Below are 26,367 nucleotides of genomic sequence, written 5' to 3'. Positions count from 1 at the left end.
GCTTGAAACCTCCATCTCTTTCTTACCCAATATACCGATGATAAAGTGACTTTGCTTCTACTATATCGTTTGTTCCATGGACAAAGACGCGCCCGTCTTGAAACATCACTAAACGGTAATCATCTACATAAAAAGAAAGCAGATACGGATTTTGTTCAATTTTATATCCTTTTTCTTTTAATCGTTCACCTAAAGACTGCAGCGGCTGCTTGGCTGATTTGCCCGGACGGATTTGTACCGTGTTTCTTCCGCATAGCACAGCTGTTTTCGTTTGATTTTCATATTGTAAAAAGGGATACGTTTGTTCACTGCCGCATGAGCGGCAAGCAGATTTGCGAAATACGTTCACATTGATGCTCGTATACTCATTTTTCCATACGTCAAACGAAACAAGTTCCCTCCTGAGCGCATTCCAGTCTCCAACTAATATTTTTAACACCTCTGTTACTTGATGAGCGACTACCATTTGTACAGCAGGACTAATAATCCCCACTGTATCACATGTTAACCCTCCAAGCGGTACAGATTCAAGCAAACAGGATAAACACGGTGTTTCACTTGGTATGATAGTATAACTAATTCCGTAACTTCCTACACATGCTCCGTAAATCCAAGGAATATCATATTTTTGTGATAAATCATTCATTACAAGGCGTGTGTCAAAATTATCGGTTGCATCAATCATAACATCTACCCCCTCAACAAGCTGTTCTAAAACTTGAGGGGTACCGTCCGCTACGTGGGCTTCTACTTTTACATCATGATTAATATCGTGAAGCCTTTTTTTAGCGGCAACTGCTTTTGGGATTCTTTTATCAGCATCTTTTTCACTATACAATTGCTGACGCTGAAGGTTGCTCCACTCTACATAATCGCGGTCAATGAGCGTTATTTTCTTTACTCCCGCTCGTGCAAGGGCCTCGGCGTTCCCTGTTCCAAGAGCACCTGCTCCTACAATCAGAACATGCTTTTCTTGAATTTGCTGCTGTCCGCCTTTTCCAATAGGTTGAAACAATTCTTGGCGGGAATAACGATTAATCAACCGATACTCATCCCTTCTGTTGGACTGCTTGCCGTTGCATATTGTTTCTTTTCAATACGTCCTGCTTCAAATGCTGCTCTTCCTGCCTCAATCGCTAGCTTCATAGCACGAGCCATTTTCACAGGATCTTTTGCTCCTGAAACAGCTGTATTTAATAACACACCATCTGCTCCTAGCTCCATAGCTTGAGCTGCGTCTGAAGCCGTTCCAATACCTGCATCTACAATTACTGGAACGGTTGATTGTTCAATGATAAAACGCATGTTCAACGGATTAATAATACCTTGACCTGAACCGATAGGCGACGCTCCTGGCATAATGGCATGTACGCCTAACTCCTCTAAACGACGCGCAAGTAAAACATCATCTGATGTGTAAGGTAAAACGGTAAAGCCCTCTTTTAACAGTTCTTCACTAGCTTTTAATGTTTCAACTGGATCAGGAAGCAGCGTCTTATCACATCCAATTACTTCTACTTTCACCATGTCACAAAGTCCAGAAGCCTTTGCTAATTTAGCAATACGTACGGCCTCTTCTGCATTTTTTGCTCCAGCAGTGTTAGGCAAAAGAGTGAAACGCTTCACATCAAGTGCTTCTAATAAATTAGGCTGATTTTGATCAAAAATATCCATTCGTCTAACAGCAAATGTTAAAATTTCTGTTTCCGACTCTTCTACCGCTTGACGCTGAGTCGTAAAGTCCGGAAATTTCCCTGTTCCTAATAATAAACGTGAATTAAATGTATATTGTCCAATTTTTAACATACTCTTCATCCTCCTCCAACAAATGAAACAACTTCTAATGTATCTCCATCTTTTAAGCATGCATCGCTATGTTCTTCTTTTTGCAAAATATTCTTGTTTAATTCAACAATTACAACTCGCTCATGCAGACTCTGAGCCTGCAGCAAGTGCTCGACCGTTTCAATTTCATCTCCGACAGTGACGGTCTTACCGTTAATAATTAGATTCAATGAACTCCCTCCATTGCTCTCGTTAGCTGAAATGATGTAAAGAATGAATGATTTGGCTTTTTCCCTAACAAAGCATCAGCCATAATTTTTCCAGTTGCAGCGCTTAATAAAATACCGTTTCGGTAGTGGCCAAAAGCCATGTGCAGATTCGCTATTTCAGGGTGCTCTCCTAAATAAGGCCAGCCATCATTTGTTTGTGGACGAAGACCAGCCCATGCTTTTTCAAATGTGGCTTCTTTAATGGCCGGCAGAAGCGCAGAAGCTTTATTCAGCAAAAATTGAATACCTTGTGCAGAAACGGTCTTAGTAAAATCATGCTGCAGCTTAGTTGCCCCGATTACGATTCTTCCACCAGTCTTAGGGACTAAGTAAAAACCTTCATCTAAAAAAATCGTTTTAGAAAGCAGGGGCTTATGACTTTGCAGAGCAATACACTCTCCTTTTACAGGAAACACCTCGCCTAAATGTTCAGAAGAAATAAAGCGTTTAGCCCATGAGCCTGCTGCAATCACTACTTTTTCTCCATAAAAAGAGCCTTTGGACGTCTGTACCCCTTTTACTGTTTCATTTTCCATAATAAGAGAGTGAACGTCACAGTATTCGAATACATCTGCTCCGTGATACAAGGCTCCATGAGCAAGAGCTTGTGTTAACTTAGCCGGAGCTAGCTGGCCGTCTCCCGGTATTGTAATGGCTCCGTATATGTCTGGAGAGAGCCCGGGTTCTAACAAACGCGCTTCTTTTACATCGATCCATCTTACATCTTTGTCCCACCGGTGGTGCTGAGCGGCTTTTTTCTTTAATACGTGTGCATCTTCTTCTGTTACAGCGACTTTTAATAAGCCTTTTTGAATGAGCTCTACGTCGATAGCCGTTTTTTCTTTTAGTTCCTTCACCAGTTCAGGAAACATGCTTCTGCTCTTAATAGCAAGGTCTAAAAGAGGACCTTCTTCATCAATTTCAGCTTGAGCACCTAAAATACCAGCGGCTGCACTTGAAGCTTCACAACCAACTTGATTGCGTTCAAGAATAGCTACTGACGCTCCTTGTTTTGACAAATGATAAGCGATAGAAGAGCTGATTATACCTCCTCCGATTAACAGTACATCATAATGCTGCTTCATTTTCTCCACCTCCAGATGTCCATATATGAGAATATTGTTTAATCGCTTTCAGGGGATCTTGCGCAAGCATGACACCAGACATCACGGCTATACCGTGTGCTCCTGTTTGAAGTACCTCTTTGGCATTTACAGGTGTAATTCCTCCAATGGCAATAACCGGTATCTGCACAGCGTCTACTACTTCTTTTAGTGCCGCTATCCCTCGACTTTTTAATTCTTTTTTTGAATGTGTTGAATAAATATGTCCGTATAAAATGTAGTGAGCACCATCTTTTTCAGCTTCTAAAGCCTCTTCCACAGAGTGAACTGACTTTCCAACAATAAGAGAAGGAAATGCGTCTCTAACAAACGAAACGTCTAAACTATGATAGGCAAGCTGTACACCTTTTGCTTTTAAAGCATGCGCTACATCAACTCGGTCATTCACAATAATTTTAGAGCGACAAAATGGTAGGCTTTCTAGTAAACATTGAATCTGCTTTGCCGTTTTCTTTTTTTCTCTAATATGAATGGCGCCCGCAAAAGGCGCGATAGCCGTTAAAATTTTTTGAAGCTCTTCGATTGGCTGCTTATCTGTTGTAATGACATGAAATTTAGGAATATCCACATGATCGAAACCTTTCCATTCAGAATAAAGAGAAATTTCAATCACTTCATCTTGTGCAGAGGGCTTTATTACATACAAAAAACCACTCTACAACGTAGAGTGGTTAGCATGCATCGTTATGTAAACATGATCGCCACTTCCCTACGCTGGTCCAAACCAGATCAGGTTCAAAGGGTCCGAAATACATCCGTCTCAGCTTCAAAAAGCTCCCCTAGTGATTGCTATTTATTGATTTTGTTTTTGCACTTAAAATTATAACACAACTAGATGTAAATACAATATCTCTTTATGCTCTTACGGCTCTCTTCCTTTTATAGATGTATCTTTTAAGCTTCTTTACTAAGAGGCCCGGCGCACCGAATCATTCTGCTTTTTATATAGTTAGTAATCGGTATAGTCGTCAAATTCTTCTTTGTCTTTTTCCTTTTTCCGATCCCATATAAACAGCAGGAGTAACATAATAAAAGTTAGAATATAAAAACCGTAAAAAATAAATGCCGCCACAACATTTATAAATAAAAATAAAAAACCAATGATCTGACCTGCAACAGCTACAATCAACAAAATGTATTTCCAAACTTCTGCTTTTCTATCCATTCTCTACTTCTCCGTCTTTTTGTTTTTCCCTACTAGAAACGTTCTCTTTACTTATAATAAAAACGTTCCTGCCAGTAAACCGACTGTAAATAAACCAACTGTTCCAAATGCTGAAATCCCCACGTACGCCAACATTTTCCGATAAGATTTTTCCCGAATTAACTGTACGGTTTCCACACTAAACGTTGAAAAAGTGGTAAAGGCACCAAAAAACCCAATGCCAATCATTAAAAATATTGAATCATCATAAGCATGACTCGGAACCTTTCCATAATAACTACCGTAAAAAAGACCAAGCCCAAACGCACCGAGCAAGTTTACAAACAGCATTGAGACTGGAAAAGGAGGGTTTGAAACTGTTTTTGTAACTTTTAAACCCAAAAGATAACGGCATATTCCTCCAGCTGCCCCGCCAAGTGCCAAGCTCACTATGCTCATTTACTTCACCTCATGTACTTTCACTAAATTTTTCCCTGCCGCTTCACCGCATAGATAGCCTGCTAAAGCAAGAAGGATTCCACCTACTAAAGAGACAATGACATAAATGCCTCCCCAAAATAAATGGTGCTGAGTGAGAGAAATGACGTCTCCTGCAAAGGTTGAATACGTTGTAAAACCGCCGCACACGCCAACTCCTAGTCCAAGCTTTATCCATTCTTTTGGCTTTTTCCACGCAAAAAATCCTGTTAATAGGCCTAGTATGAAGCTTCCTAATAGGTTTTCAATTACCGTTCCTATTGGATAGCCCGTATATAATAAGGAAAGATTTAGCAAATAACGCGCATATGTACCAGCGATAGCACCAAAGGCAATTGAGATTAAGTTTATGGCTTTCATCATATCGCTCCGTTTCATAAATTCTTCTTTAAGTGTACCATAAGGAATTTATTTCTACCTTAACATTTAACTATATGTTTATTGCACCAAAAGTCATGAAAAAATGAAAGAGAAAATCGTCGCATGAAACTTCCTTTTTACTCCTCAAATATCCCTTAAAAATCCACTTAATCCAAATTTTAAAATCTTTCTGTATCCTTATGACAAACCGTGTATAGAAGGTATATTTCCCTTATTTTAAGTCACATTAATCGTATAAGTTTTTTTTGTTGACTTTTGCTGTGTTCTTGTTTAGTATCACAGAGTATCATTTCCTATCAGAATACTAGGGGGTTTAGAAAATGAAGAAATTTGCTGCACTTTTGTCGCTACTATTAGCTTTCACAGTTGTGCTTGCCGCATGCGGTTCTAGCTCAGAAAATGAAGCAAACAATGGAGACAATAAATCTTCACAAGAGGATTTATATAATAAAGTGAAAAAAGATGGCGTATTAACAATTGGAACTGAAGGTACATACCCTCCGTTCACTTTTCATGATGACAAACAAAAGCTAACTGGGTTTGATGTAGAATTGGCTCAAGAAGTAGCTAAACGTCTTGGCGTAAAAGCTGAGTTCAAAGAAACACAGTGGGATGGCATGTTTGCCGGATTAGATGCTAAACGCTTTGACATGATTGCTAATGAAGTGGGTATTCGTGAAGATCGTCAAAAGAAATACGATTTCTCTGACCCATACATCCAGTCAGGCGCCGTATTAATTGTTCGTAAAGACGAAAAAGATATCAAATCATTCAAAGATTTAAAAGGAAAAAAATCAGCACAGTCATTAACAAGTAACTACAAAGACATGGCTCAATCTTATGGTGCAAACATTACGAGTGCTGAAGGTTTTGCTCAAGCAGTAGAACTAATGAGCGCAAACCGTGTTGATGCTACAATCAACGATAAATTATCGTTCCTTGACTATAAGAAAAAGCACCCTAACGCACCTATCAAAATCGCGGATGAAAAATCCGATGGTGCTGCAAGCGGCTTTATGTTTAGAAAAGACAGCGGTAAGTTAGTGGATGAAGTAAACAAAGCATTGAAAGATATGAAAAAAGACGGAACATACGCAAAAATTTCTAAGAAATGGTTTGGCGAAGATGTTTCTCCTAAATAATATTTTTCCTGATGGAGAGCGATTGAATCAATTGATTTCAATCGCTCAATCATCTCTCTTACCAATGCTAAAGGGAGCTATTCAATATTCTATTCCACTAACATTAATCACGTTTGTACTCGGTATCATTTTAGCTGTCTTAACAGCCTTGGCTCGTTTATCATCTATAAAAGTTTTAAATATAATTGCGCGCATCTATGTATCGATTATTCGAGGTACACCGCTGCTTGTGCAATTATTTATTATTTTCTACGGCTTACCCAATTTAGATATAACAATTGACCCATTTATCTCTGCTATTATTGGATTTTCATTAAGTGTAGGTGCGTATGCATCTGAAATTATCCGAGCAGCGATTCAATCTATTCCTAAAGGACAGTGGGAAGCTGGCTACTCACTTGGTATGACCTATTCCCAAGCGTTAAGACGGATTATTTTACCGCAAGCAGCACGTGTATCGATTCCGCCATTATCTAACTCTTTTATTAGCCTTATTAAAGATACGTCACTTGCATCGCTTATTCTTGTTTCTGAGATGTTCCGTAAAGCTCAAGAAATTGCTTCGACTAACTATGAATTTTTACTTCTTTATAGTGAAGCAGCGCTCTTGTACTGGATTATGTGTACAATCTTATCCATTATCCAAGGACGCATTGAAATAAGACTAGATCGTTACGTATCTAAATAACCGTTTCGAGTAGCTAAAGGAGTTTTTCATATGATTAATATCAAAAATTTGCATAAATCATTCGGTGATTTGCAAGTATTAAAAGGGATTGATTTAGAAGTTGAACAGGGCAAGGTAATTGTATTAATTGGTCCTTCTGGATCGGGTAAAACTACTTTTTTACGTTGCTTAAATCTTTTAGAAATCCCAACAGACGGCACGATTGAACTTGATAAAAAAAGCATGAATTTCACCAAACCTGTTCGTAAAAAAGACATTACTTCATTTCGAAGCCTAACAGGTATGGTCTTTCAAAACTATAACTTATTTCCTCATAAAAGTGCGCTTGAAAATGTTATGGAAGGTCCTGTAATTGTAAAAGGCGTTTCTACTCAAGAGGCAGAAAAAAGAGGTAAAGAATTGTTAACACGCGTTGGCTTAGGCGATAAGCTCGACTTTTACCCTTTCCAGCTGTCTGGCGGACAACAACAGCGTGTTGGCATCGCCAGAGCAATGGCGATGGACCCAAAAGTTATGCTATTTGATGAGCCTACTTCAGCTCTTGACCCTGAGCTTGTAGGAGACGTTCTTCAAGCGATGAAAGACCTGGCAAAAGAAGGAATGACGATGGTGGTGGTAACTCATGAAATGCGCTTTGCCCGTGAAGTAGCAGATGAAGTTATTTTTATGGATCAAGGTGTCATTATGGAAAGAGGTACACCGGATCAAATATTTTCAAATCCTCAACAAGAGCGGACACGTCAATTCTTGAATATGATTCATTAAAAAGGTTGCACATTTTCACGTGCAACCTTTTTCTTTATTTGGCTACTGCTTTTTTCATTAAATCTGTAATGTACGTAAAGAATGCTTCAGCTGTGACGTCATACACGACGTCTACAGGTCGTCCCTCTTCAGAAATTTCTGTTCTTCCTTGTCTTGGTGTTTCTGTATACACAATACTCGAAACGGTTTTTACCTTCACAAGTGTTGAATTCCCTGTAAATGCTGTTGTGAGTACGTCCCACAAATAATAAGTCGAATTGGTTTCAACATGCACAAGCGGCGGGCAAGCCGCGTAGCACTGCCCTACAAAGTCTACTCCTTCATACCTGCGAAGTGAAGCCCACATTTGGCGAATAGCCGGCGTTAATGGAACTTGATTCGTGCTTTCTAAAGCAACCATCTCAATTTTAATGCTGCTTTCCCATACTCTTGCTACTGCTTCTGGATCCCAAAAAGCATTCCATTCCGCCGTTCCATCATGTTCAGGCTCCTGCACATTTCCTACTTCTTGAAATGTACCGCCCATCCACACTAACTTATCAATTTTCTCTTCTATTTCAGGCGCTTTTTCAAGTGCTCTTGCCAAATCAGTTAGCGGTCCTGTAAATAATAAAGTCGTTTTTCCGTCTGTGTGCTGCAATGTTTCAATTAAATGATCATGAGCAGGCAGCTGACTTATTTTTGTTTGCACTTTCCCTTTTTCATTTAAAATTGGCAGTGCATCTACATAAAACGTATGCATGCGCCATTCTTTTGGAAATGGGTTCATACCACGTGAAGTAGATTTGGCTACCTCGATATCATAACTTCCAAAACGATCAATAATTTTTTGGCTTGCGCTGATACCTGGCTCTAAGTATCCGTCAGCAGGAATGACAGATACCCCCGTTACCTTTACATCATCCATTTGCAGCAGTAAAAAAAGGGATACTAAATCATCAATCCCTGCATCATGGTTAAAATATATGTTTGTGCTCATGTCTCTTCTCCTCTTTTCTATGTATCGCTACGTAATAGCTGTACCGCTATTTTATAATGAAATGGCCTCTTTGGTAATCAAAGTATTATGAACTTCTTTTACTATTTTCTATAATGGGTATAGAAATAAGGTAATCTATGTATAGGCATATACATCTCAGTATAGAAAGGAGAAATAAAATGAAGCAATCATTTTCAGCATTAGTAGTAGATAAAACAGGTGAAGAACAAGTGGAGGCGTCTGTCCAAGAACTGACGCTAAACGATTTGCCAGAAGGCGATGTACTTATTCGCGTTCATTATTCAGGGGTGAATTATAAAGATAGCTTAGCCAGCATCGCAAACGGCAATATTGTGACAAGCTATCCGTTTGTTCCAGGTATTGACCTAGCAGGAATCGTTGTATCTTCTGACAGCCCTGATTTTAAAGAAGGTGATCGTGTCATCGCAACAAGCTATGACATTGGCGTATCACACTTTGGAGGCTACAGTGAGTATGCGCGCTTACGCAGCGAATGGATTGTCCCTCTTCCTGAAAATTTGACGTTAAAAGAAGCAATGATTATCGGAACAGCTGGCTTTACAGCTGCTTTATCTGTGCATCGCTTAGAGGAAAACCATACTAGTCCATCTAACGGCTCTGTGCTTGTAACAGGGGCTACGGGAGGTGTAGGAAGCTTTGCGGTTGCCATTCTTTCAAAATTAGGCTACACAGTGGAAGCAAGTACAGGAAAAAGCTCGGAAGCAGCTTATTTGAAAGAGCTTGGCGCTTCCTCTATTGTAGCGCGTGAAGACGTTTATAACGGCAAATTAAAAGCATTAGGCAAGCAAAAATGGGCCGCTGCAGTGGATCCTGTGGGTGGAGAGCCCCTAGCTTCTGTCCTCAGTCAAATTCAGTACGGAGGCTCTGTAGCGGTCAGCGGGCTAACAGCTGGAGGCAAAGTGCCAACAACGGTCTTTCCCTTCATTTTGAGAGGGATTAATTTACTCGGCATCGATTCTGTTTACTGTCCAATGCCTACTCGAAAAGAGATTTGGAATAGACTCGCTAATGACTTTAAACCTGAAAGCTTCGAACCTTTCATTCAGCAGGAAGTTTCTTTACAAGATCTCCCTCAGGTTCTTCCTACTTTATTAAAAGGACAAGCTCGAGGACGAACAATTGTGAAGCTATAAAAAAACGGAGAAACCTGGGTTTCTCCGTTTTTTTACGAACAGACGCATGTTATTATGCATCTATTTTTGCTATTAAATCCGTCACTAATTCTTTCATCGTCACATCGGCTAAGACTTGTTCCATGGCATCTTGAGAACGTTTTAAAATCAATTCAAGGACACTTTGAATATTGGCTCCTACAGGACACTCCACATTCGGATTTTCATGCATTTGAAACAATTCTCCTTCTTCCACAGCCGCTACCGCTCGATAAACGTCTAACAACGTTATCTCTTCTAAATCTTTCAATAGATAAGCTCCGCCAGCTCCGGCTTTTACGCCCACAAGTCCAGCTTTCTTTAACATCCCAATTACTCGTCTTATAACAACAGGATTTGTATTTACACTGCTAGCAATCCACTCTGAAGTACTAGGATGACTGCTATCTACTTTAATTAAAGACAGTATGTGAACGGCCACGGTGAATCGACTGCTAATTTTCATTACTCTCACTCCTATTTTGTTGTAATCATTATAGTTACAACATTTATGAAAGTCAAGCGTGCTTTTTTAGGAAAGAATGTCTTCTTCTACCGCCTCATAAAAACGCAGCGTTTTCTTGATTTCCATAGCTTCAGAAAATGCTTTCGTTTTCTTTTTATTCGCTTCTTTATGTTCATTCACATGTTCTTCTCTTGAAATCCAAGCTTGAAAGAACTGTTTTTCTTCCCACTTGGATACAAAGATATATTCGACTTTATCCGCGGAATCTTTTTTCCAGCATTCGAACGATAAATTTCCTTTGGCTTCCTCAATTTCTGTTTTGTTTTTCTTAGCTTTTTGCTTGAGCCGTTCTTCAAATTTCTTTTCCGTTTCAAAACTTGCGTTTACAACAAACATCTTATCTCCCTTTCTAAATGAAAATGATTCTCACCAAATTATTGCATAGTAATTTTATTTTTTCAATTTATATGGATAATAAAATTACAGAAGCACAAAAAGACCGCTATTTAAGCGGCCTCCTTTTTATAAATGTTTTCGATGCACTGTCTTCCCATCATACGTGAAGGCAATTGGCTTGCCTTCCATCATCGTTTCTAAATGAACCGGTCGGCCCCAAAGCTGATGAACGTACGGTACCACTTTTTCTAAGTATTTAACATCTAATTCAATTCCTTCATACCAGTGTTTTAAATAGAGCTCTCCATTTTTTAAATAGTCTCCATTGGTTACTGTGATGTAAGGAAATCCTCCGTTTACGCGCATATTAACAAGCTGATCTCTAACTTCTGTCCACTCTTTATCGACGATTTTATAGTCTTTTCCTTGTTTTTGGAATAAGTACATATCCTCCCGCATAACTAAATCTTTTGTTAAGTAATTGCGGATAAAGGAAATATCTGATTCAACCTCACGTACCTCAAACATCTTCTCTCTTCCTGACCCGGGCTCGACGCCCCGGCGAATCATATCTTCGGTTGGATTGTTGTAGCGTTCTTCAATGTCTTCAAAGATTTTTAATCCCAAATAATATGGATTGATTCCCGTCTTGGACGGCTGCACAACCCCTGCATTTAGCTTCGCGAATTCTATCGCTTCATCACTCGTTAAGTCCATTTCTCGAATAATGCGTTGATGCCAGAAAGAAGCCCAGCCTTCATTCATAATTTTTGTTTCAAGCTGCGGCCAGAAATAAAGCATTTCTTCTCGCATCATCGTTAAAATATCCCGCTGCCAATCCTCTAAATAAGGACTGTATTCTTCAATAAATAATAAGATGTCTTTTTCAGGCTGAGGCGGAAATTTTTTAAAAGACTTTGGAGGTTTTGGTTTTTTCTTTTCTTTATAATCCAAATTCCATAAATCATCATAAGGAGAAGTGATTTCTTCTTCCGATGATTCTACATCATCTATGCTCCAAGAAAGCTTGGCACGCATAAGAGACGGATCAATATGTTCCTGAATCGATAAGACAGCATCCAAAAACTTTTCTACTTCACGCTTACCGTGCTTTACTTCGTATTCTTTAATTCGATCAGCGGTCGCTGCCATACTTTCTACCATATCCCGTTTAGTGTTGGCAAAACGGCTGTTATTTTTAAAGAAGTCACAGTGAGCTAACACGTGAGCTACAATTAATTTATTCTGAATAAGCGCATTGGAATCCAATAAAAATGCATAACAAGGATCTGAATTGATAACTAATTCATAAATTTTACTCAATCCAAGATCGTAGTGTAATTTCATTTTGTAAAATTGTTTTCCAAAGCTCCAATGTGAAAAACGAGTTGGCATCCCATATGCACCAAACGTATAAATAATATCTGCCGGGCAAATTTCATAGCGCATCGGATAAAAATCCAAACCGAAACCGCTAGCTATTTCCGTAATTTCATCAATCGCACGGTATAATTGCTTATAATCTGCTTCTTTCACGACAGCTCCCCCTTTCACTCCTTACTTCAATCTATGTACAAACATGTCAATTCATGTGTTTTCATCAAAAAGAAGCTTTATTTTTTCAAGAAAAGGGGATTTTTATTTAGTTGTCTTAAATAATGGATGTAATGTAACTGTTACGCTTCGTTATTCTTTGCCTTTCTTATCATTTATCCGGTGCTGTACGTTTATTCTTCTTACATAATTACTACAACCTCTTTTAATTATGCACTGGTCTTTTGCCCAACATTTACAGCGTAAGAATTCCCGCAAATATCATACACTAATTTCAACTCCTCAAAAGGAGGAACGTTATTAATGGATGTAATTGATTATGATCGAGCTTTATATTACACACACCGTTCACAATGGGATAACTTATTAATTTTAATGGTTCGAACAGACGACGATTTTCTTTCAAAAAAGATTGAACATTTTTTGCACGCCTACAATTTTGAACGAAACTACCGCATCATTCAAGAAGAGCTTTATTCTTTACTACGCTACATTGATCATGCAACGGAATATTCGGAGCACAACCCGGAGCTTCTGGAAGAATCATTGTACTAGTATTTTTGATACACACACTTGGACAAAGAAGGGATGAATTCCCTTCTTTATTTTTTTATGTTGCATTAAAAATATGCATATTTCATTTCAAAAAACATCAAATAATATATGTAAACATATTTATTTTTATCGTTGACATAAAAGTGAATTCGACGTACAATCTTCAGTACATAGGCTAAGATATTTCAGTACATACTGGGAGGAACATATATGAATACTAAAAGGTTTCGCACATTAGATTTAACATTAGCCGGTATGTTTGCAGCTCTTATGGCTATTGGTGCAAACATTACTTCTTGGGCACCTTTTTTACAAGTAGGCGGCGTGCCTCTTTCGCTTCAGCCTTTTTTTGTTATATTAGCAGGACTTTTACTTGGGAGCCGAATGGGTTCTATTTCGATGATTGTATATGTATTAATTGGCATTGCCGGCGCTCCGGTATTTGCTCAATTTAAAGCAGGAATTGGTATTTTATTTGGAAGCACCGGCGGCTTTTTGCTTTCTTATATTGTCGCTGCATTTATCACAGGAAAAATTATGGAAATGCGCGGCAAGCCGACTTTTTCTATCTTTTTAATTTCATCGCTAGTTGGTATTGCCGTTATTTATTTAATTGGTACTACGTATATGTATATAGCGATTAACTACTGGCTTGAAGCTCCTGCAATGACATATGCAGCTGCTTGGAAGATTATGTCGTGGTTTGCTGTAAAGGATCTTATTTTCACTGTTCTTGGGGCTATGCTTGCTCCGAGAATTTATAAAGCCCTACGATCTTCTTCATATTTGTCAAATACGCAATCAAATAAAGTATCATAAAAGAAGCCTGCTCAAGTTTGAGCAGGCTTTATTTTTATACCGTTTTCACTTTATCTAGTACACGCTCCACTTCACCCATTACAGCTGTTTGTACAGCTTCTAAATGGGCAATGCTCGTTGCTTCATCTTCTGACACAACGCCAAAATAGAACTTCACCTTTGGCTCTGTACCAGACGGACGAAGGCAGAACCAAGAACCGTCCTCTAAGATATATTTTAATACATTTGATTTTGGTAATGTAATCTCTTCTACTTTTCCTGCTTTAATATGCTGGCGCTCACTTAATGTATAATCCTCTACAACCGAAACATTTAACCCTGCAATGTCAGTAGGAGGCTCATTTCTAAATGTAGCCAAAATATGCTGAATTTGCTCAGATCCTTCTTTTCCTTTAAGCGTTAAAGATTTCAGACCTTCACGATAGAAACCATATTTGGTAAACACTTGCTGAAGCGCTTCATATAGCGTCATGCCCTGCTTTTTATAATAAGCACAAGCTTCTACCGCTAGAATGGCTGCTTGTACAGCGTCTTTGTCACGAGCAAAGTCACCAATTAAATAGCCGTAGCTTTCTTCATAACCGAATTGGAATGTATACTCGCCCGTTTGCTCATATTGCTTAATTTTTTCACCGATAAATTTAAAACCTGTTAGAGTGTCAACAACTTGCAATCCAAATGAACGAGCAATTTGTGCGCCGATTTCTGACGTTACAATCGTTTTTAACACAACGCCATTAGCAGGCAGCACGCCTTTTTCTTTCTTTTGAGAAAGCAAATAGTGAAGCAATAAAGCACCGGTTTGATTTCCTGTTAATAACGCATATTCGCCGCTTGGATCTTTGACAGCAATTCCTAAACGGTCTGCATCTGGATCCGTTGCGATTAAGAGATCTGCATCAATTTCTTTTCCTTTACGAACAGCATATTCAAATGCAGCCGGCTCTTCAGGATTCGGAGATTTAACCGTCGAAAAATTCGGATCAGGAAGTTCTTGTTCTTCAATAACCGTAACATTTTCGTAACCGATGGATTGAAGCGCGTTGCGAACTGGCTTATTAGCTGTACCATGTAGAGGTGTAAAAACTACCTTTAAGTTTTTACCTGTTTCAGAAGCTAGCTCTGGGTTAATTAAAATCGTTTTTAGTTTCTCATTGTATGCTTCGTCAATCGCTGAACCAATCATTTCAATAAAACCTTTTTCTTTTAGCTCCGCTTCAGATTGAACAGCTAATGTAAGTTCATTTTCCACAGCATTTACAAAGCCAACTAGTTCATCAGCTTCTTTTGGCGGCAGCTGACCACCGTCTGGACCATATACTTTGTATCCATTATATTCAGGAGGATTGTGGCTCGCTGTAATAACAATACCTCCAAATGCGTTTAACTCACGCACTGCAAATGAAAGTTCAGGTGTTGGTCTTAGCTCTTCAAATACATACGTTTTAATTCCGTGACTTGCTAATGTTTTTGCTGCTTCCATCGCAAATTCAGGCGATTTGTGGCGAGAATCATATGCAATGACTACGCCTTGCTTGATAGCTTCTTCGCCAGCTTGTTTAATGTACTCAGCAAAGCCTTCAGAAGCTTTTCGGATTGTATACGTATTCATACGGTTTGTACCCGCTCCAATTTCTCCACGCATTCCGCCTGTTCCAAATTCCAATGTTTTGTAAAAACTATCTTCTAATTGTTTTTCATCACCTTTGATTGCATCCAAATTTTGACGTAATTCAGGATCTAAATCTGGGTGATTAATCCAAGATGTATACGTTTCTTTCCAACTCATAAAAAAAAGCCCCCTTATATAAATGTAAATATGTATGAAAAGAGAAAAACGAGTAATCGTCTTTCTCTTTTTTTAACAGTCATATTATATTTCTTCGTCAAAATTTGACTTCCTGCTATTATATTATGGCTGTATTGACAAATTTTGAGGTACTTTTTTATTTTATCATGAAATACCTGTCATACGGTTAACTTTTTCATCTACTGGTACAACTGCGTCATGAAGGTGCTGTTCTAATTCATCGGTATAAGCTTTTGTTTGCTCAGGCGTCCACTTTAACTCTTCGGCCATATGAGCAATCACTTGTTTTTTCCAGCTTCTTACCCAGTTGATATCAAAGAATAAAGCGCCCGTACGTCGAATGAAGAAGTCCACTGGTTTTGAAACCATTTCTTCTTCTATGCCATATTGAATTTGCAAAAATACACTAGCTGGAAGGTCGCTGTTTTTTAGCTGATCCGGACGTTCAATCATGTAGCGGTATACTTTGTCTACGTTTGAGCCATAGCGTTTTACAAGCTTTTCAGCAGCGTCACGTGATAACCCTAGTTTGATGCCTTCTTTGACTTTTTGCTCTACAAACGTTGGGAACCCGCCTGAACCTCCTACATTACCTCCAGAAATCGGTAAATGTTTAGTTTGACAGCTTTCAAATTCGCGTCCTTCTGCTTTAAAATCTTCAGCTACGCGATTTACGACAATTTCAGCCATTTTACGGTACCCAGTTAATTTCCCTCCAGCGATTGTAATTAAACCTGATTCTGATGTCCAGATTTCATCTTTACGCGAAATTTCAGAAGGATCTTTTCCTTGTTCGTGAATAAGTGGACGAACACCCGCCCAGCTTGATTCTACGTCGTCTACTGTAATATCAACCGTTGGGAACATATAGTTAATCGCATCAATAACATATTGACGGTCTTTTACAGTCATACGCGGATGTCTAGCGTCTTCTTTATAGACCGTGTCTGTTGTGCCTACGTATGTTTTTCCATCACGCGGAATTGCAAATACCATACGTCCGTCAGGTGTATCAAAGTAAATGGCTTGTTTTAACGGAAAGCGCTCTTGATCAATAACTAAGTGAATTCCTTTTGTTAATTGAAGCTGCTTGCCTTTTTTTGAATTATCTTTTTCACGTAGCGTGTCCACCCATGGACCTGCAGCATTGACGATTTTTTTTGCATAGATATTATATTCTTTATTCGTAAGCTGATCGCGAACAACAGCCCCTACTACTTTTCCTTTATCGTAGATGAAGTTTTCCACTTTTGTGTAATTGACTAAATCTGCTCCTCTTGCGGCAGCTTCTTTAGCTACTTCAATCGTTAAACGTGCATCATCTGTTTTATATTCAACGTAGTAACCGCCGCCTTTTAACTCTTTAGATTTCACTAGTGGCTCGCGTCTAAGCGTTTCTTCTGCGCTAAACATTTTGCGGCGCTCTGCACGTTTTACTCCTGCTAAGAAATCATATACGCGCAATCCAATTGAAGTTGAGAATTTCCCAAATGTTCCACCCGTATGGAAAGGTAACAGCATCCACTCCGGAGTCGTTACATGAGGGCCATTTTCATATACAATGGCACGTTCTTTACCAACTTCGGCTACCATTTTAACTTCAAACTGTTTTAAATAGCGTAGACCGCCGTGAACAAGCTTCGTTGAACGACTAGATGTTCCTGCTGCGAAATCCTGCATTTCAACTAATGCCGTTTTCATGCCTCGATGAGTCGCATCAAGTGCAATACCTGACCCAGTAATTCCCCCACCAATTACTAATAAATCATATTGATTTTGTGTCATGTCTACCAATTTATTCGAACGTGTTTGACTTGAAAACATACGTCATTCCCCTTTCATTTTTCAAAGATATCAAAATTTTCCAATATACAAAAAGAGAGACCACAAATCACATATATAGTATGCCTACATATGGATCTGTGGTCTCTCCGATTCTCCAACCAATTTATTAACTTGAATACATTATATCATACATGCGCTTTTAATTAAAGGATTTTCATCAAATAATTACTTAAAAGCCATTGTTGCATGTACGGCTTTTTTCCAGCCGCTATATAATTCTTCACGTTGTTCTTCTTCCATGTTTGGTTCGAAAGATTTTTCCATATTCCACTGCTGCGCAATTTCATCACAATCTTTCCAGTAGCCGACCGCTAGACCCGCTAAATATGCTGCCCCAAGAGCGGTTGTTTCATTCACTTGAGGACGCTCAACAGGAACATTTAACACATCACTTTGGAACTGCATTAAGAAATTATTCTTAACTGCTCCTCCGTCTACACGCAATGTTTTTAATGTAATTCCAGAGTCTGCTTCCATCGCGCTTAATACGTCTCTTGTTTGATAAGCTAGTGATTCAAGCGTTGCACGAATAAAGTGTTCTTTTTTTGTACCGCGAGTCAATCCAAACATCGCTCCACGTACATCGCTATCCCAATATGGCGTTCCAAGTCCTACGAAAGCTGGCACAATATATACGCCGTCTGTAGACTCTACTCGTGTTGCATAGTTTTCAGTTTCAGCCGCATTTTTAAACATTCTTAAACCGTCGCGAAGCCACTGAATAGCAGATCCTGCTACAAAAATACTGCCTTCAAGCGCATATTCTACTTTTCCGTTAATCCCCCATGCTAATGTAGTTAATAAGCCGTGATCGGACTTAACTGCTTTTTCACCCGTATTCATGAGCATAAAGCAGCCTGTTCCATAGGTGTTTTTTGCCATTCCTTTTTCATAGCAAGCTTGTCCAAATAAAGCGGCTTGCTGATCCCCTGCTGCTCCAGCAATTGGAATGTTTTTACCAAAGAAATGATAATCTACTGTATGAGCGTATACTTCAGAAGAAGGCTTTACTTCTGGAAGCATTGATTTCGGTACCCCTAAGATATCTAGCAGTTCATCATCCCATTTTAAATCGTAGATATTGAACATAAGCGTGCGGGATGCGTTTGAGTAATCCGTTACATGCGCCTTTCCGCCTGATAACTTCCAAATTAACCATGTATCAATTGTTCCGAATAACAATTCACCGTTTTCTGCTTTTTCTCGTGCACCTTCTACGTTATCTAAAATCCACTTTACTTTTGTTCCAGAGAAGTATGCATCAATTAATAATCCCGTTTTGTCGCGGAACGTATCGTTTAATCCTTTTGCTTTTAACTCTTCACAAATACCAGACGTTTGTCGAGACTGCCATACGATTGCATTGTATATCGGCTTTCCTGTTGCTTTTTCCCATACTACTGCTGTTTCACGCTGATTGGTAATTCCAATTCCTTCAATTTGATCAGCATGAACACCTGACTCAGATAGACAAGATGCAATAACGGCAAGGATAGAACCCCAAATTTCACTAGCATTATGCTCTACCCAACCTGGTTTTGGGAAGTACTGCGTAAACTCTTTTTGAGCTACATGTACAACTTCACCTTTTTTATTAAATAACATTGCTCGTGAGCTTGTTGTTCCTTGGTCTAAAGATAAAATAAATTTTTCCATATCAATATCCCCTATTCTCTGTATAGTGTCGTTTCTTTATTGTACATAGTTAGATGGTAAAGCGCATTCATTTTTTTGGTACTACTGCTGATTGAATTTGTGCTGCTTTTTGTTTAGAAATAGCGTAAATAACAGCTAAAACAATCACCGCAATGCTTAAGACAATCCATAAGCTGCTAGACGTTTTATTTAAGAATGCCGCTTGATAAAATACTGCGCCAATTGATCCGCCTAATAAAGGACCCACTACTGGCACCCAAGCGTATTTCCAGTTCGAGCTGCCTTTGCCAGGTATCGGCAAGATAGCATGAGCGATACGTGGTCCTAAATCACGAGCAGGGTTTATGGCATAGCCTGTTGTTCCTCCTAATGATAAACCAATACTTACGATTAAAAATCCTACTACTAAAGGATTTAATCCATCTGTAAATTTATTTGCTCCAATTGCTAAAATTCCTACTACTAATACAAATGTTCCAATCGCCTCACTTAAAACGTTTGCAAATGGGTTCGCAATTGCTGGCCCCGTTGCAAATACGCCTAGTTTTGTACCAGCATCTTTTGTTTCTTTCCAGTGTGGAAGATAGTGTAAATAAACAACTGTTGCACCAAGAATCGCTCCAATAAACTGAGCTAAGATGTACATCGGTACTTGTGACCACGGAAAATCACCTGTAATAGCAAGCGCTACTGTTAGCGCTGGGTTTAAGTGTGCTCCACTCATATTACCAACCGCATATGCTGCCATGGCTACTGCCATTCCCCACCCCATTGTGATAACAATCCATCCTGAATTAGCAGCAAACGATTTTTTTAAATTGACGCCCGCACATACACCAGCGCCAAGGATAATTAGTATCATTGTTCCAATTACTTCTCCTAAAAATGCTTGCATATAAATACCTCCCCTTTGTATAAACACGGTTAACATTACAAGAAAATAAGAAAATCCACCATACATCCCCCTAATAAAATCATTAAAAGGCTATACCGTGGATCTCCTATTCTCCCTCACAACTATTAACTTATCTAGAAGTTTACTAGATGATGAAAGCGTTGTCAAACAGTTTTTTTAAGTTGAAATACTCCACAGTTCTCTATTTGATGTTGTAACAGCAGAAGCCCCGGCTCCTAAAGCATTACGAACTTCTTCTTCGGTTCGTATTAAACCTCCGGCTAACACCGGAATGCCTGTTTCAGCTTTGACTTCTTGGATTAAAGTGGGCACAATTCCAGGAAGAAGCTCAATATAATCGGGTTTTACTTTCTTCATTAACTCATAGCTTTTCTTCAAAGCCGTGCTGTCTAATAAAAAGACCCGTTGAATGGCATAGATTCCTCTTTGTTTAGCTTTTAAAATGACGTTTGTTCTTGTCGAAATAATCCCCGCAGGCTTAAACTCCTGACACAAAAAATCAACCGCATACTCATCGTGCTTTAAGCCATGAATTAAGTCTAAATGAATGATTAGCTTTTTTTCATGCTTATGAACCTCTCTCATAATTCCTTTTAGCATGCCCACTTGATTGTCTAAAAGAACTCCGTACTCGTAATTGCTTACTAAAAAATTTTCCAATTGCTTCATATCTCGAACAGCGGGTAATACCGATTGTCCATGAAAACTCATGTTTTCCCCTCTTTTCCATGGTTAGTCCACAAAATTCATTGTAATAGTTTTTATTATGGCAAAAGTTGAAATAAAAAACACCATGCATTTGCATGATGTTTTTAGAAACTGCGTTATTTTTTATATTTAATATTGTAAACGTCATGGCGTCGATCTTTTAATTGACGAACCGTTCCTGATTGACGCTGGCGACGAAGAATTTCTAAATCTACATCTCCAATAACCACCATTTCAATATTAGGGTTACATTCTCCTACAATACCGTCTCGTGCAAATTCAAAGTCAGACGGTGCAAAAATAGCAGACTGAGCGTACTGAATATCCATATTTTCTGTTTCAGGCAGGTTTCCAACCGTACCTGCGATAACCGTATAAATTTGGTTTTCGATCGCACGAGCCTGAGAGCAGTATCTTACGCGCAGATAGCCTTGACGATCTTCCGTACAGAATGGTGTAAAAATAATATTTGCACCTTTATCTGTAGCAATACGAGCAAGCTCCGGAAATTCAATGTCATAGCAAATTTGGATCGCAATTTTCCCGCAATCTGTATCAAACACTTCAACTTTATCTCCTGGGCTAATTCCCCACCATTTTCTTTCATTAGGTGTAATATGCACTTTGTACTGCTTTTCAATTGTTCCATCTCGGCGGAATAGATAGGCAATATTAAAGATATCTCCATTATCTTCTTCGACGAAGTGGGATCCTCCAATAATATTTACGTTATATTTAACCGCTAAGTTAGTAAATAACTCAATGTACTCTTCCGTATATTCTGCTACGCGCTGAACCGCTTTGCTTGGAATTTTTTCATTCAAGAAAGACATGAGCTGAGTTGTGAAAATTTCCGGGAATACGCAGAAGTCGGCTTTTGCATCATAAGCAACATCTGTATAATATTCTACCTGTGTTGCAAACTCTTCAAATGAATTGATCTGTTTCATCATATACTGAACAACACAAATACGCACTGGGAATGATGTTTTAAAATGGCGTTTTGAACGGCGAACATAATCTACGTTGTTCCATTCCATCAGCGTTGCATACTTATTAGAAGCTAGGTCATCAGGAAGATAACCAGGGTTTATACGCATAAGCGTAAATCCGTTCATTAGCTGAAAAGATAGTACTGGATCATAAATTTTATGATGAATAACTTGCTCTACATACTCTCTAGGCGACATTTCAGCTGAATGCTTATGGTAATTAGGAATTCTTCCTCCGATGATGATACTTTTAAGGTTCAACTCACGTGCTAAATCTTTACGCGCTTCATATAAGCGGCGTCCTATTTTCATGCCGCGATACTTTGGATGAACCATTACTTCAATTCCATACAGATTGTAGCCTTCTGGGTTATGATTTGTAATGTATCCTTCGTCTGTAATATCGTCCCACGTATGCTGATCATCGTACTCATCAAAGTTCACAATCAAGCTGGAACAAGATCCGATAATTTCCCCGTCGTACTCTGCACATATTTGTCCTTCTGGAAAAATGGCCAGATGACTTTCAAGCTGTTCTTTTTTCCACGGATCCATTCCGGGGAATGATAGCTTTTGAAGTGCTAAAATTTCATCTATATCGTCCGGTTTGATGTTACGAATAATCATTTTTTTCTCGAATTTTGATAAGTCTATTGTAGACATACGCTCAAACAACCCTTTCTCTCTCTTCATTAGGCAATTAGTTTCCCTGTTTTTTATTATAATAAACATTATTAAAAATTCAAAAAATGAGGGTGAGACATAACGAAATAAATCCAATCGAAAGACGCACAAATGGATTAGCTCGTATGGATAGCTTGTGACACCGCTGTTGACTTCCGTGCAAGACTTCGCTTTCTGCGGGCGGCCGCAGGAGTCTTCACCCTCCCATCAACTGCTAGAAGGAACGAAACAGATGAAATCTGCGTTCACCATAATAAAAAAAACGAACCAAGAATCAAAATTCTGATCAATGGTTCGTTTTTCACTTAGGCTAAAATACTTTTGTCCCAGCCTCATTTTCTATTTGCAAATATCTAATTTTATGGATGTTTTTTTATTAGGATAATTTTCAATAAATCCTGGTCCTAAAGAGACTTTAATGCCATTTATTTTATATACATTATAGCGTTCACCGCGATTTAACGTGCGAATCTTTACCCATTTTCCTTTTTCTTCTTTTAACAAAACCATCGGTGATTGAATCGTTACAAAACCAATTTGGCCTTTTGAGAGCTTTTTTGTTTTACAAAGATTCTGGGCGACTGAAGCACTGCTTACTTTGTATTTGTTTTTAACAGCGATTGAATCAAAACTTTGAGAATGAAATTGACCAATAACCACTTTTGTACCGGTTTGAACGCGGTCAAACAGCCAGCGTACCTCTTCATCATACATACGAATGCACCCTGAACTTGCGTAGGTCCCGATAGAACTTGGATTATTATTTCCATGAATAGCGTACGTCGTGCCATACGTTCCGCGCGCATTTAATCCTAGCCAGCGATCACCTAGTGGATTTCTAGGATCTCCTCCCCGAATGTTGTCTTTATAATAAGGCCGGTTTTTAATTTTATTCACAATGCTAAAGGTACCTTCTGGTGTATAACTCATCTGCCTCCCTGTCGCAACTTTGAACGTCTTTACCAATTTGCCTCCATCATAAAAAGCAAGTGTGTTAGTAGATTTGTTAATGATAACAAGTTGATTGGACGCCGCAGAAGCATTGCCTGTCAGACCCATCCCCGCGAGTAAAAAAACAAGCCCAACAAAAAAAACAGCCACCTTTTTCATTTATCGACTCCCCCAATTTCTCTTATATCTATATAAGAAAAGTATAGGATGAAAGGCAAACCATCAGAACACTTTTTACCTTATAAGTCAAAATACAATAAAATCTTTCACGCACCCCTTTTTACTGACAAGAAGCAATAATGTACATAACAAAAAACGGCCCTTTAAAGGGCCGTTTCATTTGTATTTAAAGCTTCACTTCAACTTTTGCATTTTTCTTAAGTTCTTCAACTTTTTTCTCTAATGCTTCTTGTTTCTTTTGTTGTTCAAGCTGCTGCTTAATTTGAGGCTTTACGTCTTCAAGCTTTGGCATTTGAGATTGTTCTTTACTGCCGCTTGCTTGACTTTGGCTTTGTTTTGCAAATTGATCGTAATAATCTTGAATTTCTTTATCTGTTACTTCTGGTGTTTGGATGTCTTTATCTACGTACTGCTGATATTTAATGCTGTCAGCCAGCTCAGACTTTAATTGTGATTGAGTTATTCCTGCATCTTTTAATGCCGCTTTAAACTGTTTATCTGTCTTGAACTGCTTTTTCGTTTCTTTGAACTTTTTATCTACTTCTTCATCAGTTGCTTTATAGCCTTTGTTTTCAGCTTCTTGCAATAGCAGCGTTTGACCTACTAAATTGTCAATTGTTTGCTGCTTTACTTGTTTAGCTGCTTCTTTAGAAGTTGGGTCTTGTCCCATTTGTTGGTACTGATTTTGTGATGTAGCCAGGGCTGCATTATATTCTTCACCCGAAACTTTTTTACCGTTTACAACTGCTACGGTTTTCTTTTCATCTACTTTTTGTTTATCTAATTTCTTCTGCATTTCTTTTGCTTGCTTTTCCTGCTTTTCCTGCGCCTCTTTTTGCTTCTCAGTTTGTGCAGTTTTTTGATCATCGTTCTTTGATTGCTTTGCATCATCGTTTGAACCACAAGCTGTTAAAGCTGCAGCAATTAACCCAATGAGCAATGTATACATCAGTTTTCTCATGATTAATCTCCTTTCATAATCCCAAACGATTATTAGCTATTCGAAAAAATCATCTAGGGGGCATTGTATATGATATAGGCGTAAAAAGAAACCATTTAGGCTAATTTTAAACATATGTAATAAGATTGAAACGTTTTGTAATCTTATGAAAGGTAAATGCTTTCGTTTATACGACCTGTCTAATCATAACATTATTTAGTATGATTTACATAATTTACAGTAATCTATTCATCGTACATTCTTTTCTTTAAAGTTTTCTTTACATTAAAGATGACAGTATTTGATCACATAATCTCATCGTTTTTACATTGTCGCTCCCACTGGAAAGAGGTTCTTGGTCATTTGTACAACACTCAATAAAATGAGCCATCTCTCCAACAAACCCACGAAGATAAAGATCTCGATAAGCTCCCGACATCGGAGAAGCAGAAGGTGTAAACACACGATCGTTTTCTTTTAATGATTTCCACGGTAATTCATCAAAAGTCTGGGATTCGTGAATAGTTAATGAATTTATTTCGTCAACAAAAGCAAAACCATCATCAAATGTCACTAATAAGTTTTCACTTTCTCGAGACCACGCTGTCATGCCAGTAAAATAAAGACTCCCGACCGTACCATTTTCAAACTTTAGCGAAATACTATTTGAAATATACTCACGATGATTATTTCTAAAACCTGTCACGTGAACAACTTCTCCGAACAAGTGACGAACAAGATCGACAATATGTATAGCAGCCAGCTTCACAAACTGTTCTTCATTTTTACAAAAAGGGGTGCTGTCTACAGCAAATCTTGCTTGAAATGAACGAACACTTCCTAGGCTACCTTCTTCAATTAATTCTTTTAACTTCATATAACAAGGCGCATAGCGCTTCATAAAACCTACCATAACTTTTACGCCAGCTTGCTTAGCAGCATCTGAAATCTCTTTTGCTTCTCTTTCATTCATCCCCAAAGGCTTGTCCACATAAACATTTTGTCCTGCTCGAATGCAATCAAGCACCAAAGCAGGATGATCTTTAGGCTGTGCCACAACCACTACTCCATCGCACTTTTCTTGTTTTAGCATTTTCTTATAATCATCGTACGGCGTACCGCTGCTCCCAAATCGTTGAAGAGCAGTTTTTGATCTTTCGATACTGCGTGTGGAAATTGCTTTAATTTCTGCTCCCGCTTCAATAACAGAGGGGTAAATGTTCGTTGATGCGTGAAAGCCTGCACCGATAAAACATAATTTTGCTTTCGTCATGTTTTCGCTCCTATTTATTTTTTGATGGATTTATACAAGTTTGACCATATCACAAGCTCTTTTTGAATGTCCAATAGAAGTCTGAAATATATGATTCAAAAGAAAAAAAGCATGTGATACATGCTTTTTTTCTTTAATTTATGTATGAATTGTAAAACGATTCATACGAATACGTAATCAAATTGTTTTCTTTTGCAAAACACTCAATGGAAACAGGAAATAAGAACCCGTATTTTTTTAAAATTGCAATATTTTTTTCGAATTGCTCGCAGTCGCTTTCTTCAATCGGCCGATGTTGAATCGCTTCAATCACGGCAATTATTGTCTGAAGGCTACTAATGACTTGCAATGCTTCATCGAGTAAGCCATTATATAAATGGTCTGTACAATAATCTGGATTTAATAATTGATCAGGATTAAGCTTATCTACAGATACATACCGAGGTAACAAGTCATAGCGAAGCTGTTCAGTCAACTCTTCTATGTAATTCTCCATTTCTGGCGGAGCTGCTTGGGCAATTTTCATGGTTACCCCCCCTTTTTTCTCTTAACTTATGTCTCTTTATTTAGCATAACATAAACATAAAACGAGAACTTCAGGTAGTTATTTCCTCCTAATTATTTACAAGTTCTTTTTAAAGATTAAAGGATATT

Annotated in this window: 28 protein-coding genes and 1 riboswitch; of the genes, 6 read left to right on the top strand and 22 right to left on the bottom strand. The window is 38.4% G+C overall.

Features of this window, described 5'->3' with window-relative positions:
• Positions 1 to 22 precede the first annotated feature (22 nt).
• The 8 genes from ACRPLQ_RS24050 to ACRPLQ_RS24015 form a co-directional block, all read right to left on the bottom strand.
• Entirely contained in the window at positions 23 to 1,042 is a 1,020-nt protein-coding gene (locus tag ACRPLQ_RS24050; RefSeq protein ID WP_028412576.1) for a thiazole biosynthesis adenylyltransferase ThiF, read from the bottom strand.
• On the bottom strand, positions 1,039 to 1,806 hold the full coding sequence (locus tag ACRPLQ_RS24045; RefSeq protein ID WP_013055283.1) for a thiazole synthase: 768 nt from the start codon (positions 1,804 to 1,806) through the stop codon (positions 1,039 to 1,041). The genes ACRPLQ_RS24050 and ACRPLQ_RS24045 overlap by 4 nt, the downstream gene beginning before the upstream one ends.
• Positions 1,807 to 1,811: 5 nt before the next feature.
• Entirely contained in the window at positions 1,812 to 2,015 is a 204-nt protein-coding gene (gene thiS, locus ACRPLQ_RS24040) for a sulfur carrier protein ThiS (RefSeq protein ID WP_028412577.1), read from the bottom strand.
• Positions 2,012 to 3,139 (bottom strand): glycine oxidase ThiO, encoded by a 1,128-nt coding sequence (thiO, locus tag ACRPLQ_RS24035; protein WP_028412578.1) that lies wholly within the window; start codon positions 3,137 to 3,139, stop codon positions 2,012 to 2,014. Before thiO ends, thiS begins: the two co-directional genes overlap by 4 nt.
• Positions 3,123 to 3,746, bottom strand: coding sequence for a thiamine phosphate synthase (locus ACRPLQ_RS24030; protein ID WP_165635932.1), 624 nt, complete (start codon positions 3,744 to 3,746; stop codon positions 3,123 to 3,125). Before ACRPLQ_RS24030 ends, thiO begins: the two co-directional genes overlap by 17 nt.
• Before the next feature lie 121 nt (positions 3,747 to 3,867).
• Positions 3,868 to 3,969, bottom strand: a riboswitch (TPP riboswitch).
• A 158-nt stretch (positions 3,970 to 4,127) separates the two neighbouring features.
• Positions 4,128 to 4,343 carry a hypothetical protein gene (locus tag ACRPLQ_RS24025; protein WP_013055279.1) on the bottom strand — a complete coding sequence of 72 codons (216 nt, stop codon included), beginning with the start codon at positions 4,341 to 4,343 and terminating at the stop codon, positions 4,128 to 4,130.
• Between the two features lie 51 nt (positions 4,344 to 4,394).
• A complete protein-coding gene (gene crcB / locus ACRPLQ_RS24020; protein WP_028412580.1) occupies positions 4,395 to 4,781 on the bottom strand; it encodes a fluoride efflux transporter CrcB in 387 nt (128 codons plus the stop codon).
• Positions 4,782 to 5,180, bottom strand: coding sequence for a fluoride efflux transporter FluC (locus ACRPLQ_RS24015; protein WP_325077416.1), 399 nt, complete (start codon positions 5,178 to 5,180; stop codon positions 4,782 to 4,784). It abuts the gene before it with no gap.
• A gap of 341 nt (positions 5,181 to 5,521) precedes the next feature.
• Between ACRPLQ_RS24015 and ACRPLQ_RS24010 the strand changes: the two genes are divergently transcribed.
• Genes ACRPLQ_RS24010 through ACRPLQ_RS24000 form a run of 3 tightly spaced genes read left to right on the top strand, consistent with a single transcriptional unit; the run spans position 5,522 to position 7,796 of the window.
• Complete coding sequence (locus tag ACRPLQ_RS24010) at positions 5,522 to 6,343, top strand: amino acid ABC transporter substrate-binding protein (protein ID WP_432236297.1); 822 nt, start codon at positions 5,522 to 5,524, stop codon at positions 6,341 to 6,343.
• Positions 6,327 to 7,031, top strand: a complete 705-nt coding sequence (locus tag ACRPLQ_RS24005) for an amino acid ABC transporter permease (protein WP_013055275.1) — start codon at positions 6,327 to 6,329, stop codon at positions 7,029 to 7,031. The genes ACRPLQ_RS24010 and ACRPLQ_RS24005 overlap by 17 nt, the downstream gene beginning before the upstream one ends.
• 30 nt (positions 7,032 to 7,061) lie before the next feature.
• Positions 7,062 to 7,796, top strand: coding sequence for an amino acid ABC transporter ATP-binding protein (locus ACRPLQ_RS24000; RefSeq protein WP_013081645.1), 735 nt, complete (start codon positions 7,062 to 7,064; stop codon positions 7,794 to 7,796).
• Positions 7,797 to 7,830: 34 nt separating this feature from the next.
• On the opposite strand, the gene ACRPLQ_RS23995 is transcribed toward ACRPLQ_RS24000, so the two are convergent.
• Positions 7,831 to 8,775: a nucleoside hydrolase gene (locus ACRPLQ_RS23995; RefSeq protein WP_028412584.1), complete on the bottom strand. Its 945-nt coding sequence runs from the start codon at positions 8,773 to 8,775 to the stop codon at positions 7,831 to 7,833.
• Positions 8,776 to 8,954: 179 nt separating this feature from the next.
• Here ACRPLQ_RS23995 and ACRPLQ_RS23990 point away from each other — a divergent pair, with 179 nt between their 5' ends.
• Positions 8,955 to 9,950 (top strand): NADPH:quinone oxidoreductase family protein, encoded by a 996-nt coding sequence (locus ACRPLQ_RS23990; protein WP_028412585.1) that lies wholly within the window; start codon positions 8,955 to 8,957, stop codon positions 9,948 to 9,950.
• A 52-nt stretch (positions 9,951 to 10,002) separates the two neighbouring features.
• On the opposite strand, the gene ACRPLQ_RS23985 is transcribed toward ACRPLQ_RS23990, so the two are convergent.
• The 3 genes from ACRPLQ_RS23985 to ACRPLQ_RS23975 all read right to left on the bottom strand — a co-directional run bounded on the left by ACRPLQ_RS23985 (position 10,003) and on the right by ACRPLQ_RS23975 (position 12,366).
• Complete coding sequence (locus tag ACRPLQ_RS23985; RefSeq protein ID WP_013081642.1) at positions 10,003 to 10,434, bottom strand: Rrf2 family transcriptional regulator; 432 nt, start codon at positions 10,432 to 10,434, stop codon at positions 10,003 to 10,005.
• Positions 10,435 to 10,500: 66 nt separating this feature from the next.
• Positions 10,501 to 10,830: an antibiotic biosynthesis monooxygenase family protein gene (locus ACRPLQ_RS23980; RefSeq protein ID WP_033580661.1), complete on the bottom strand. Its 330-nt coding sequence runs from the start codon at positions 10,828 to 10,830 to the stop codon at positions 10,501 to 10,503.
• Between the two features lie 126 nt (positions 10,831 to 10,956).
• Positions 10,957 to 12,366 (bottom strand): SpoVR family protein, encoded by a 1,410-nt coding sequence (locus ACRPLQ_RS23975; RefSeq protein WP_033580662.1) that lies wholly within the window; start codon positions 12,364 to 12,366, stop codon positions 10,957 to 10,959.
• Positions 12,367 to 12,687: 321 nt separating this feature from the next.
• On the opposite strand from ACRPLQ_RS23975, the gene ACRPLQ_RS23970 reads away from it, so the two are divergent.
• Positions 12,688 to 12,939 (top strand): YhdB family protein, encoded by a 252-nt coding sequence (locus tag ACRPLQ_RS23970; RefSeq protein WP_013055267.1) that lies wholly within the window; start codon positions 12,688 to 12,690, stop codon positions 12,937 to 12,939.
• A gap of 210 nt (positions 12,940 to 13,149) precedes the next feature.
• On the top strand, positions 13,150 to 13,758 hold the full coding sequence (locus ACRPLQ_RS23965) for a biotin transporter BioY (protein ID WP_154992365.1): 609 nt from the start codon (positions 13,150 to 13,152) through the stop codon (positions 13,756 to 13,758).
• Positions 13,759 to 13,792: 34 nt separating this feature from the next.
• Here the strand turns inward: ACRPLQ_RS23965 and ACRPLQ_RS23960 are convergent, their stop codons facing one another.
• From ACRPLQ_RS23960 to ACRPLQ_RS23915, 10 genes are all read right to left on the bottom strand, one after another.
• Positions 13,793 to 15,547, bottom strand: a complete 1,755-nt coding sequence (locus ACRPLQ_RS23960) for a phospho-sugar mutase (protein ID WP_155010640.1) — start codon at positions 15,545 to 15,547, stop codon at positions 13,793 to 13,795.
• Positions 15,548 to 15,712: 165 nt separating this feature from the next.
• Entirely contained in the window at positions 15,713 to 17,392 is a 1,680-nt protein-coding gene (locus ACRPLQ_RS23955; protein WP_034268068.1) for a glycerol-3-phosphate dehydrogenase/oxidase, read from the bottom strand.
• 186 nt (positions 17,393 to 17,578) lie between these two features.
• Positions 17,579 to 19,069, bottom strand: coding sequence for a glycerol kinase GlpK (gene glpK, locus ACRPLQ_RS23950; RefSeq protein ID WP_014461712.1), 1,491 nt, complete (start codon positions 19,067 to 19,069; stop codon positions 17,579 to 17,581).
• 67 nt (positions 19,070 to 19,136) lie between these two features.
• On the bottom strand, positions 19,137 to 19,964 hold the full coding sequence (locus ACRPLQ_RS23945; protein ID WP_432236296.1) for an MIP/aquaporin family protein: 828 nt from the start codon (positions 19,962 to 19,964) through the stop codon (positions 19,137 to 19,139).
• Positions 19,965 to 20,141: 177 nt separating this feature from the next.
• Positions 20,142 to 20,696: a glycerol-3-phosphate responsive antiterminator gene (locus ACRPLQ_RS23940; protein ID WP_033580667.1), complete on the bottom strand. Its 555-nt coding sequence runs from the start codon at positions 20,694 to 20,696 to the stop codon at positions 20,142 to 20,144.
• A 113-nt stretch (positions 20,697 to 20,809) separates the two neighbouring features.
• Positions 20,810 to 22,348 carry a carbon-nitrogen hydrolase family protein gene (locus ACRPLQ_RS23935; RefSeq protein WP_013055260.1) on the bottom strand — a complete coding sequence of 513 codons (1,539 nt, stop codon included), beginning with the start codon at positions 22,346 to 22,348 and terminating at the stop codon, positions 20,810 to 20,812.
• 360 nt (positions 22,349 to 22,708) lie between these two features.
• Positions 22,709 to 23,479, bottom strand: a complete 771-nt coding sequence (locus ACRPLQ_RS23930; RefSeq protein WP_014461717.1) for a L,D-transpeptidase — start codon at positions 23,477 to 23,479, stop codon at positions 22,709 to 22,711.
• 187 nt (positions 23,480 to 23,666) lie between these two features.
• Positions 23,667 to 24,461 (bottom strand): SurA N-terminal domain-containing protein, encoded by a 795-nt coding sequence (locus tag ACRPLQ_RS23925; RefSeq protein ID WP_328172491.1) that lies wholly within the window; start codon positions 24,459 to 24,461, stop codon positions 23,667 to 23,669.
• A 259-nt stretch (positions 24,462 to 24,720) separates the two neighbouring features.
• Positions 24,721 to 25,713: a Gfo/Idh/MocA family protein gene (locus ACRPLQ_RS23920; RefSeq protein WP_328141196.1), complete on the bottom strand. Its 993-nt coding sequence runs from the start codon at positions 25,711 to 25,713 to the stop codon at positions 24,721 to 24,723.
• Positions 25,714 to 25,846: 133 nt separating this feature from the next.
• On the bottom strand, positions 25,847 to 26,239 hold the full coding sequence (locus tag ACRPLQ_RS23915) for a YhcU family protein (protein WP_014461720.1): 393 nt from the start codon (positions 26,237 to 26,239) through the stop codon (positions 25,847 to 25,849).
• Positions 26,240 to 26,367 lie beyond the last annotated feature (128 nt).

Source organism: Priestia sp. TRN 1309, assembly GCF_050846875.1.
Lineage (GTDB): Bacteria > Bacillota > Bacilli > Bacillales > Bacillaceae_H > Priestia > Priestia zanthoxyli.
Note: the sequence above shows the minus strand (reverse complement) of the source record. Positions and strands in the feature narration are given on the sequence as shown.

Coding starts and splice junctions, on each gene's coding strand:
- ACRPLQ_RS24005 (WP_013055275.1), top strand. CDS start 6,327: ATGTTTCTCCTAAATAATATTTTTCCTGATGGAGAGCGATTGAATCAA.
- crcB (WP_028412580.1), bottom strand. CDS start 4,781: ATGAGCATAGTGAGCTTGGCACTTGGCGGGGCAGCTGGAGGAATATGC.
- ACRPLQ_RS23930 (WP_014461717.1), bottom strand. CDS start 23,479: ATGAAAAAGGTGGCTGTTTTTTTTGTTGGGCTTGTTTTTTTACTCGCG.
- ACRPLQ_RS23925 (WP_328172491.1), bottom strand. CDS start 24,461: ATGAGAAAACTGATGTATACATTGCTCATTGGGTTAATTGCTGCAGCT.
- thiO (WP_028412578.1), bottom strand. CDS start 3,139: ATGAAGCAGCATTATGATGTACTGTTAATCGGAGGAGGTATAATCAGC.
- ACRPLQ_RS24010 (WP_432236297.1), top strand. CDS start 5,522: ATGAAGAAATTTGCTGCACTTTTGTCGCTACTATTAGCTTTCACAGTT.
- ACRPLQ_RS23970 (WP_013055267.1), top strand. CDS start 12,688: ATGGATGTAATTGATTATGATCGAGCTTTATATTACACACACCGTTCA.
- ACRPLQ_RS23915 (WP_014461720.1), bottom strand. CDS start 26,239: ATGAAAATTGCCCAAGCAGCTCCGCCAGAAATGGAGAATTACATAGAA.
- ACRPLQ_RS23985 (WP_013081642.1), bottom strand. CDS start 10,434: ATGAAAATTAGCAGTCGATTCACCGTGGCCGTTCACATACTGTCTTTA.
- ACRPLQ_RS24045 (WP_013055283.1), bottom strand. CDS start 1,806: ATGTTAAAAATTGGACAATATACATTTAATTCACGTTTATTATTAGGA.
- ACRPLQ_RS23995 (WP_028412584.1), bottom strand. CDS start 8,775: ATGAGCACAAACATATATTTTAACCATGATGCAGGGATTGATGATTTA.
- ACRPLQ_RS23920 (WP_328141196.1), bottom strand. CDS start 25,713: ATGACGAAAGCAAAATTATGTTTTATCGGTGCAGGCTTTCACGCATCA.
- ACRPLQ_RS23965 (WP_154992365.1), top strand. CDS start 13,150: ATGAATACTAAAAGGTTTCGCACATTAGATTTAACATTAGCCGGTATG.
- ACRPLQ_RS23980 (WP_033580661.1), bottom strand. CDS start 10,830: ATGTTTGTTGTAAACGCAAGTTTTGAAACGGAAAAGAAATTTGAAGAA.
- ACRPLQ_RS24015 (WP_325077416.1), bottom strand. CDS start 5,180: ATGAAAGCCATAAACTTAATCTCAATTGCCTTTGGTGCTATCGCTGGT.
- ACRPLQ_RS23935 (WP_013055260.1), bottom strand. CDS start 22,348: ATGTCTACAATAGACTTATCAAAATTCGAGAAAAAAATGATTATTCGT.
- ACRPLQ_RS23960 (WP_155010640.1), bottom strand. CDS start 15,547: ATGAGTTGGAAAGAAACGTATACATCTTGGATTAATCACCCAGATTTA.
- ACRPLQ_RS23940 (WP_033580667.1), bottom strand. CDS start 20,696: ATGAGTTTTCATGGACAATCGGTATTACCCGCTGTTCGAGATATGAAG.
- glpK (WP_014461712.1), bottom strand. CDS start 19,069: ATGGAAAAATTTATTTTATCTTTAGACCAAGGAACAACAAGCTCACGA.
- ACRPLQ_RS23990 (WP_028412585.1), top strand. CDS start 8,955: ATGAAGCAATCATTTTCAGCATTAGTAGTAGATAAAACAGGTGAAGAA.
- ACRPLQ_RS23945 (WP_432236296.1), bottom strand. CDS start 19,964: ATGCAAGCATTTTTAGGAGAAGTAATTGGAACAATGATACTAATTATC.
- ACRPLQ_RS24025 (WP_013055279.1), bottom strand. CDS start 4,343: ATGGATAGAAAAGCAGAAGTTTGGAAATACATTTTGTTGATTGTAGCT.
- ACRPLQ_RS24000 (WP_013081645.1), top strand. CDS start 7,062: ATGATTAATATCAAAAATTTGCATAAATCATTCGGTGATTTGCAAGTA.
- ACRPLQ_RS23955 (WP_034268068.1), bottom strand. CDS start 17,392: ATGTTTTCAAGTCAAACACGTTCGAATAAATTGGTAGACATGACACAA.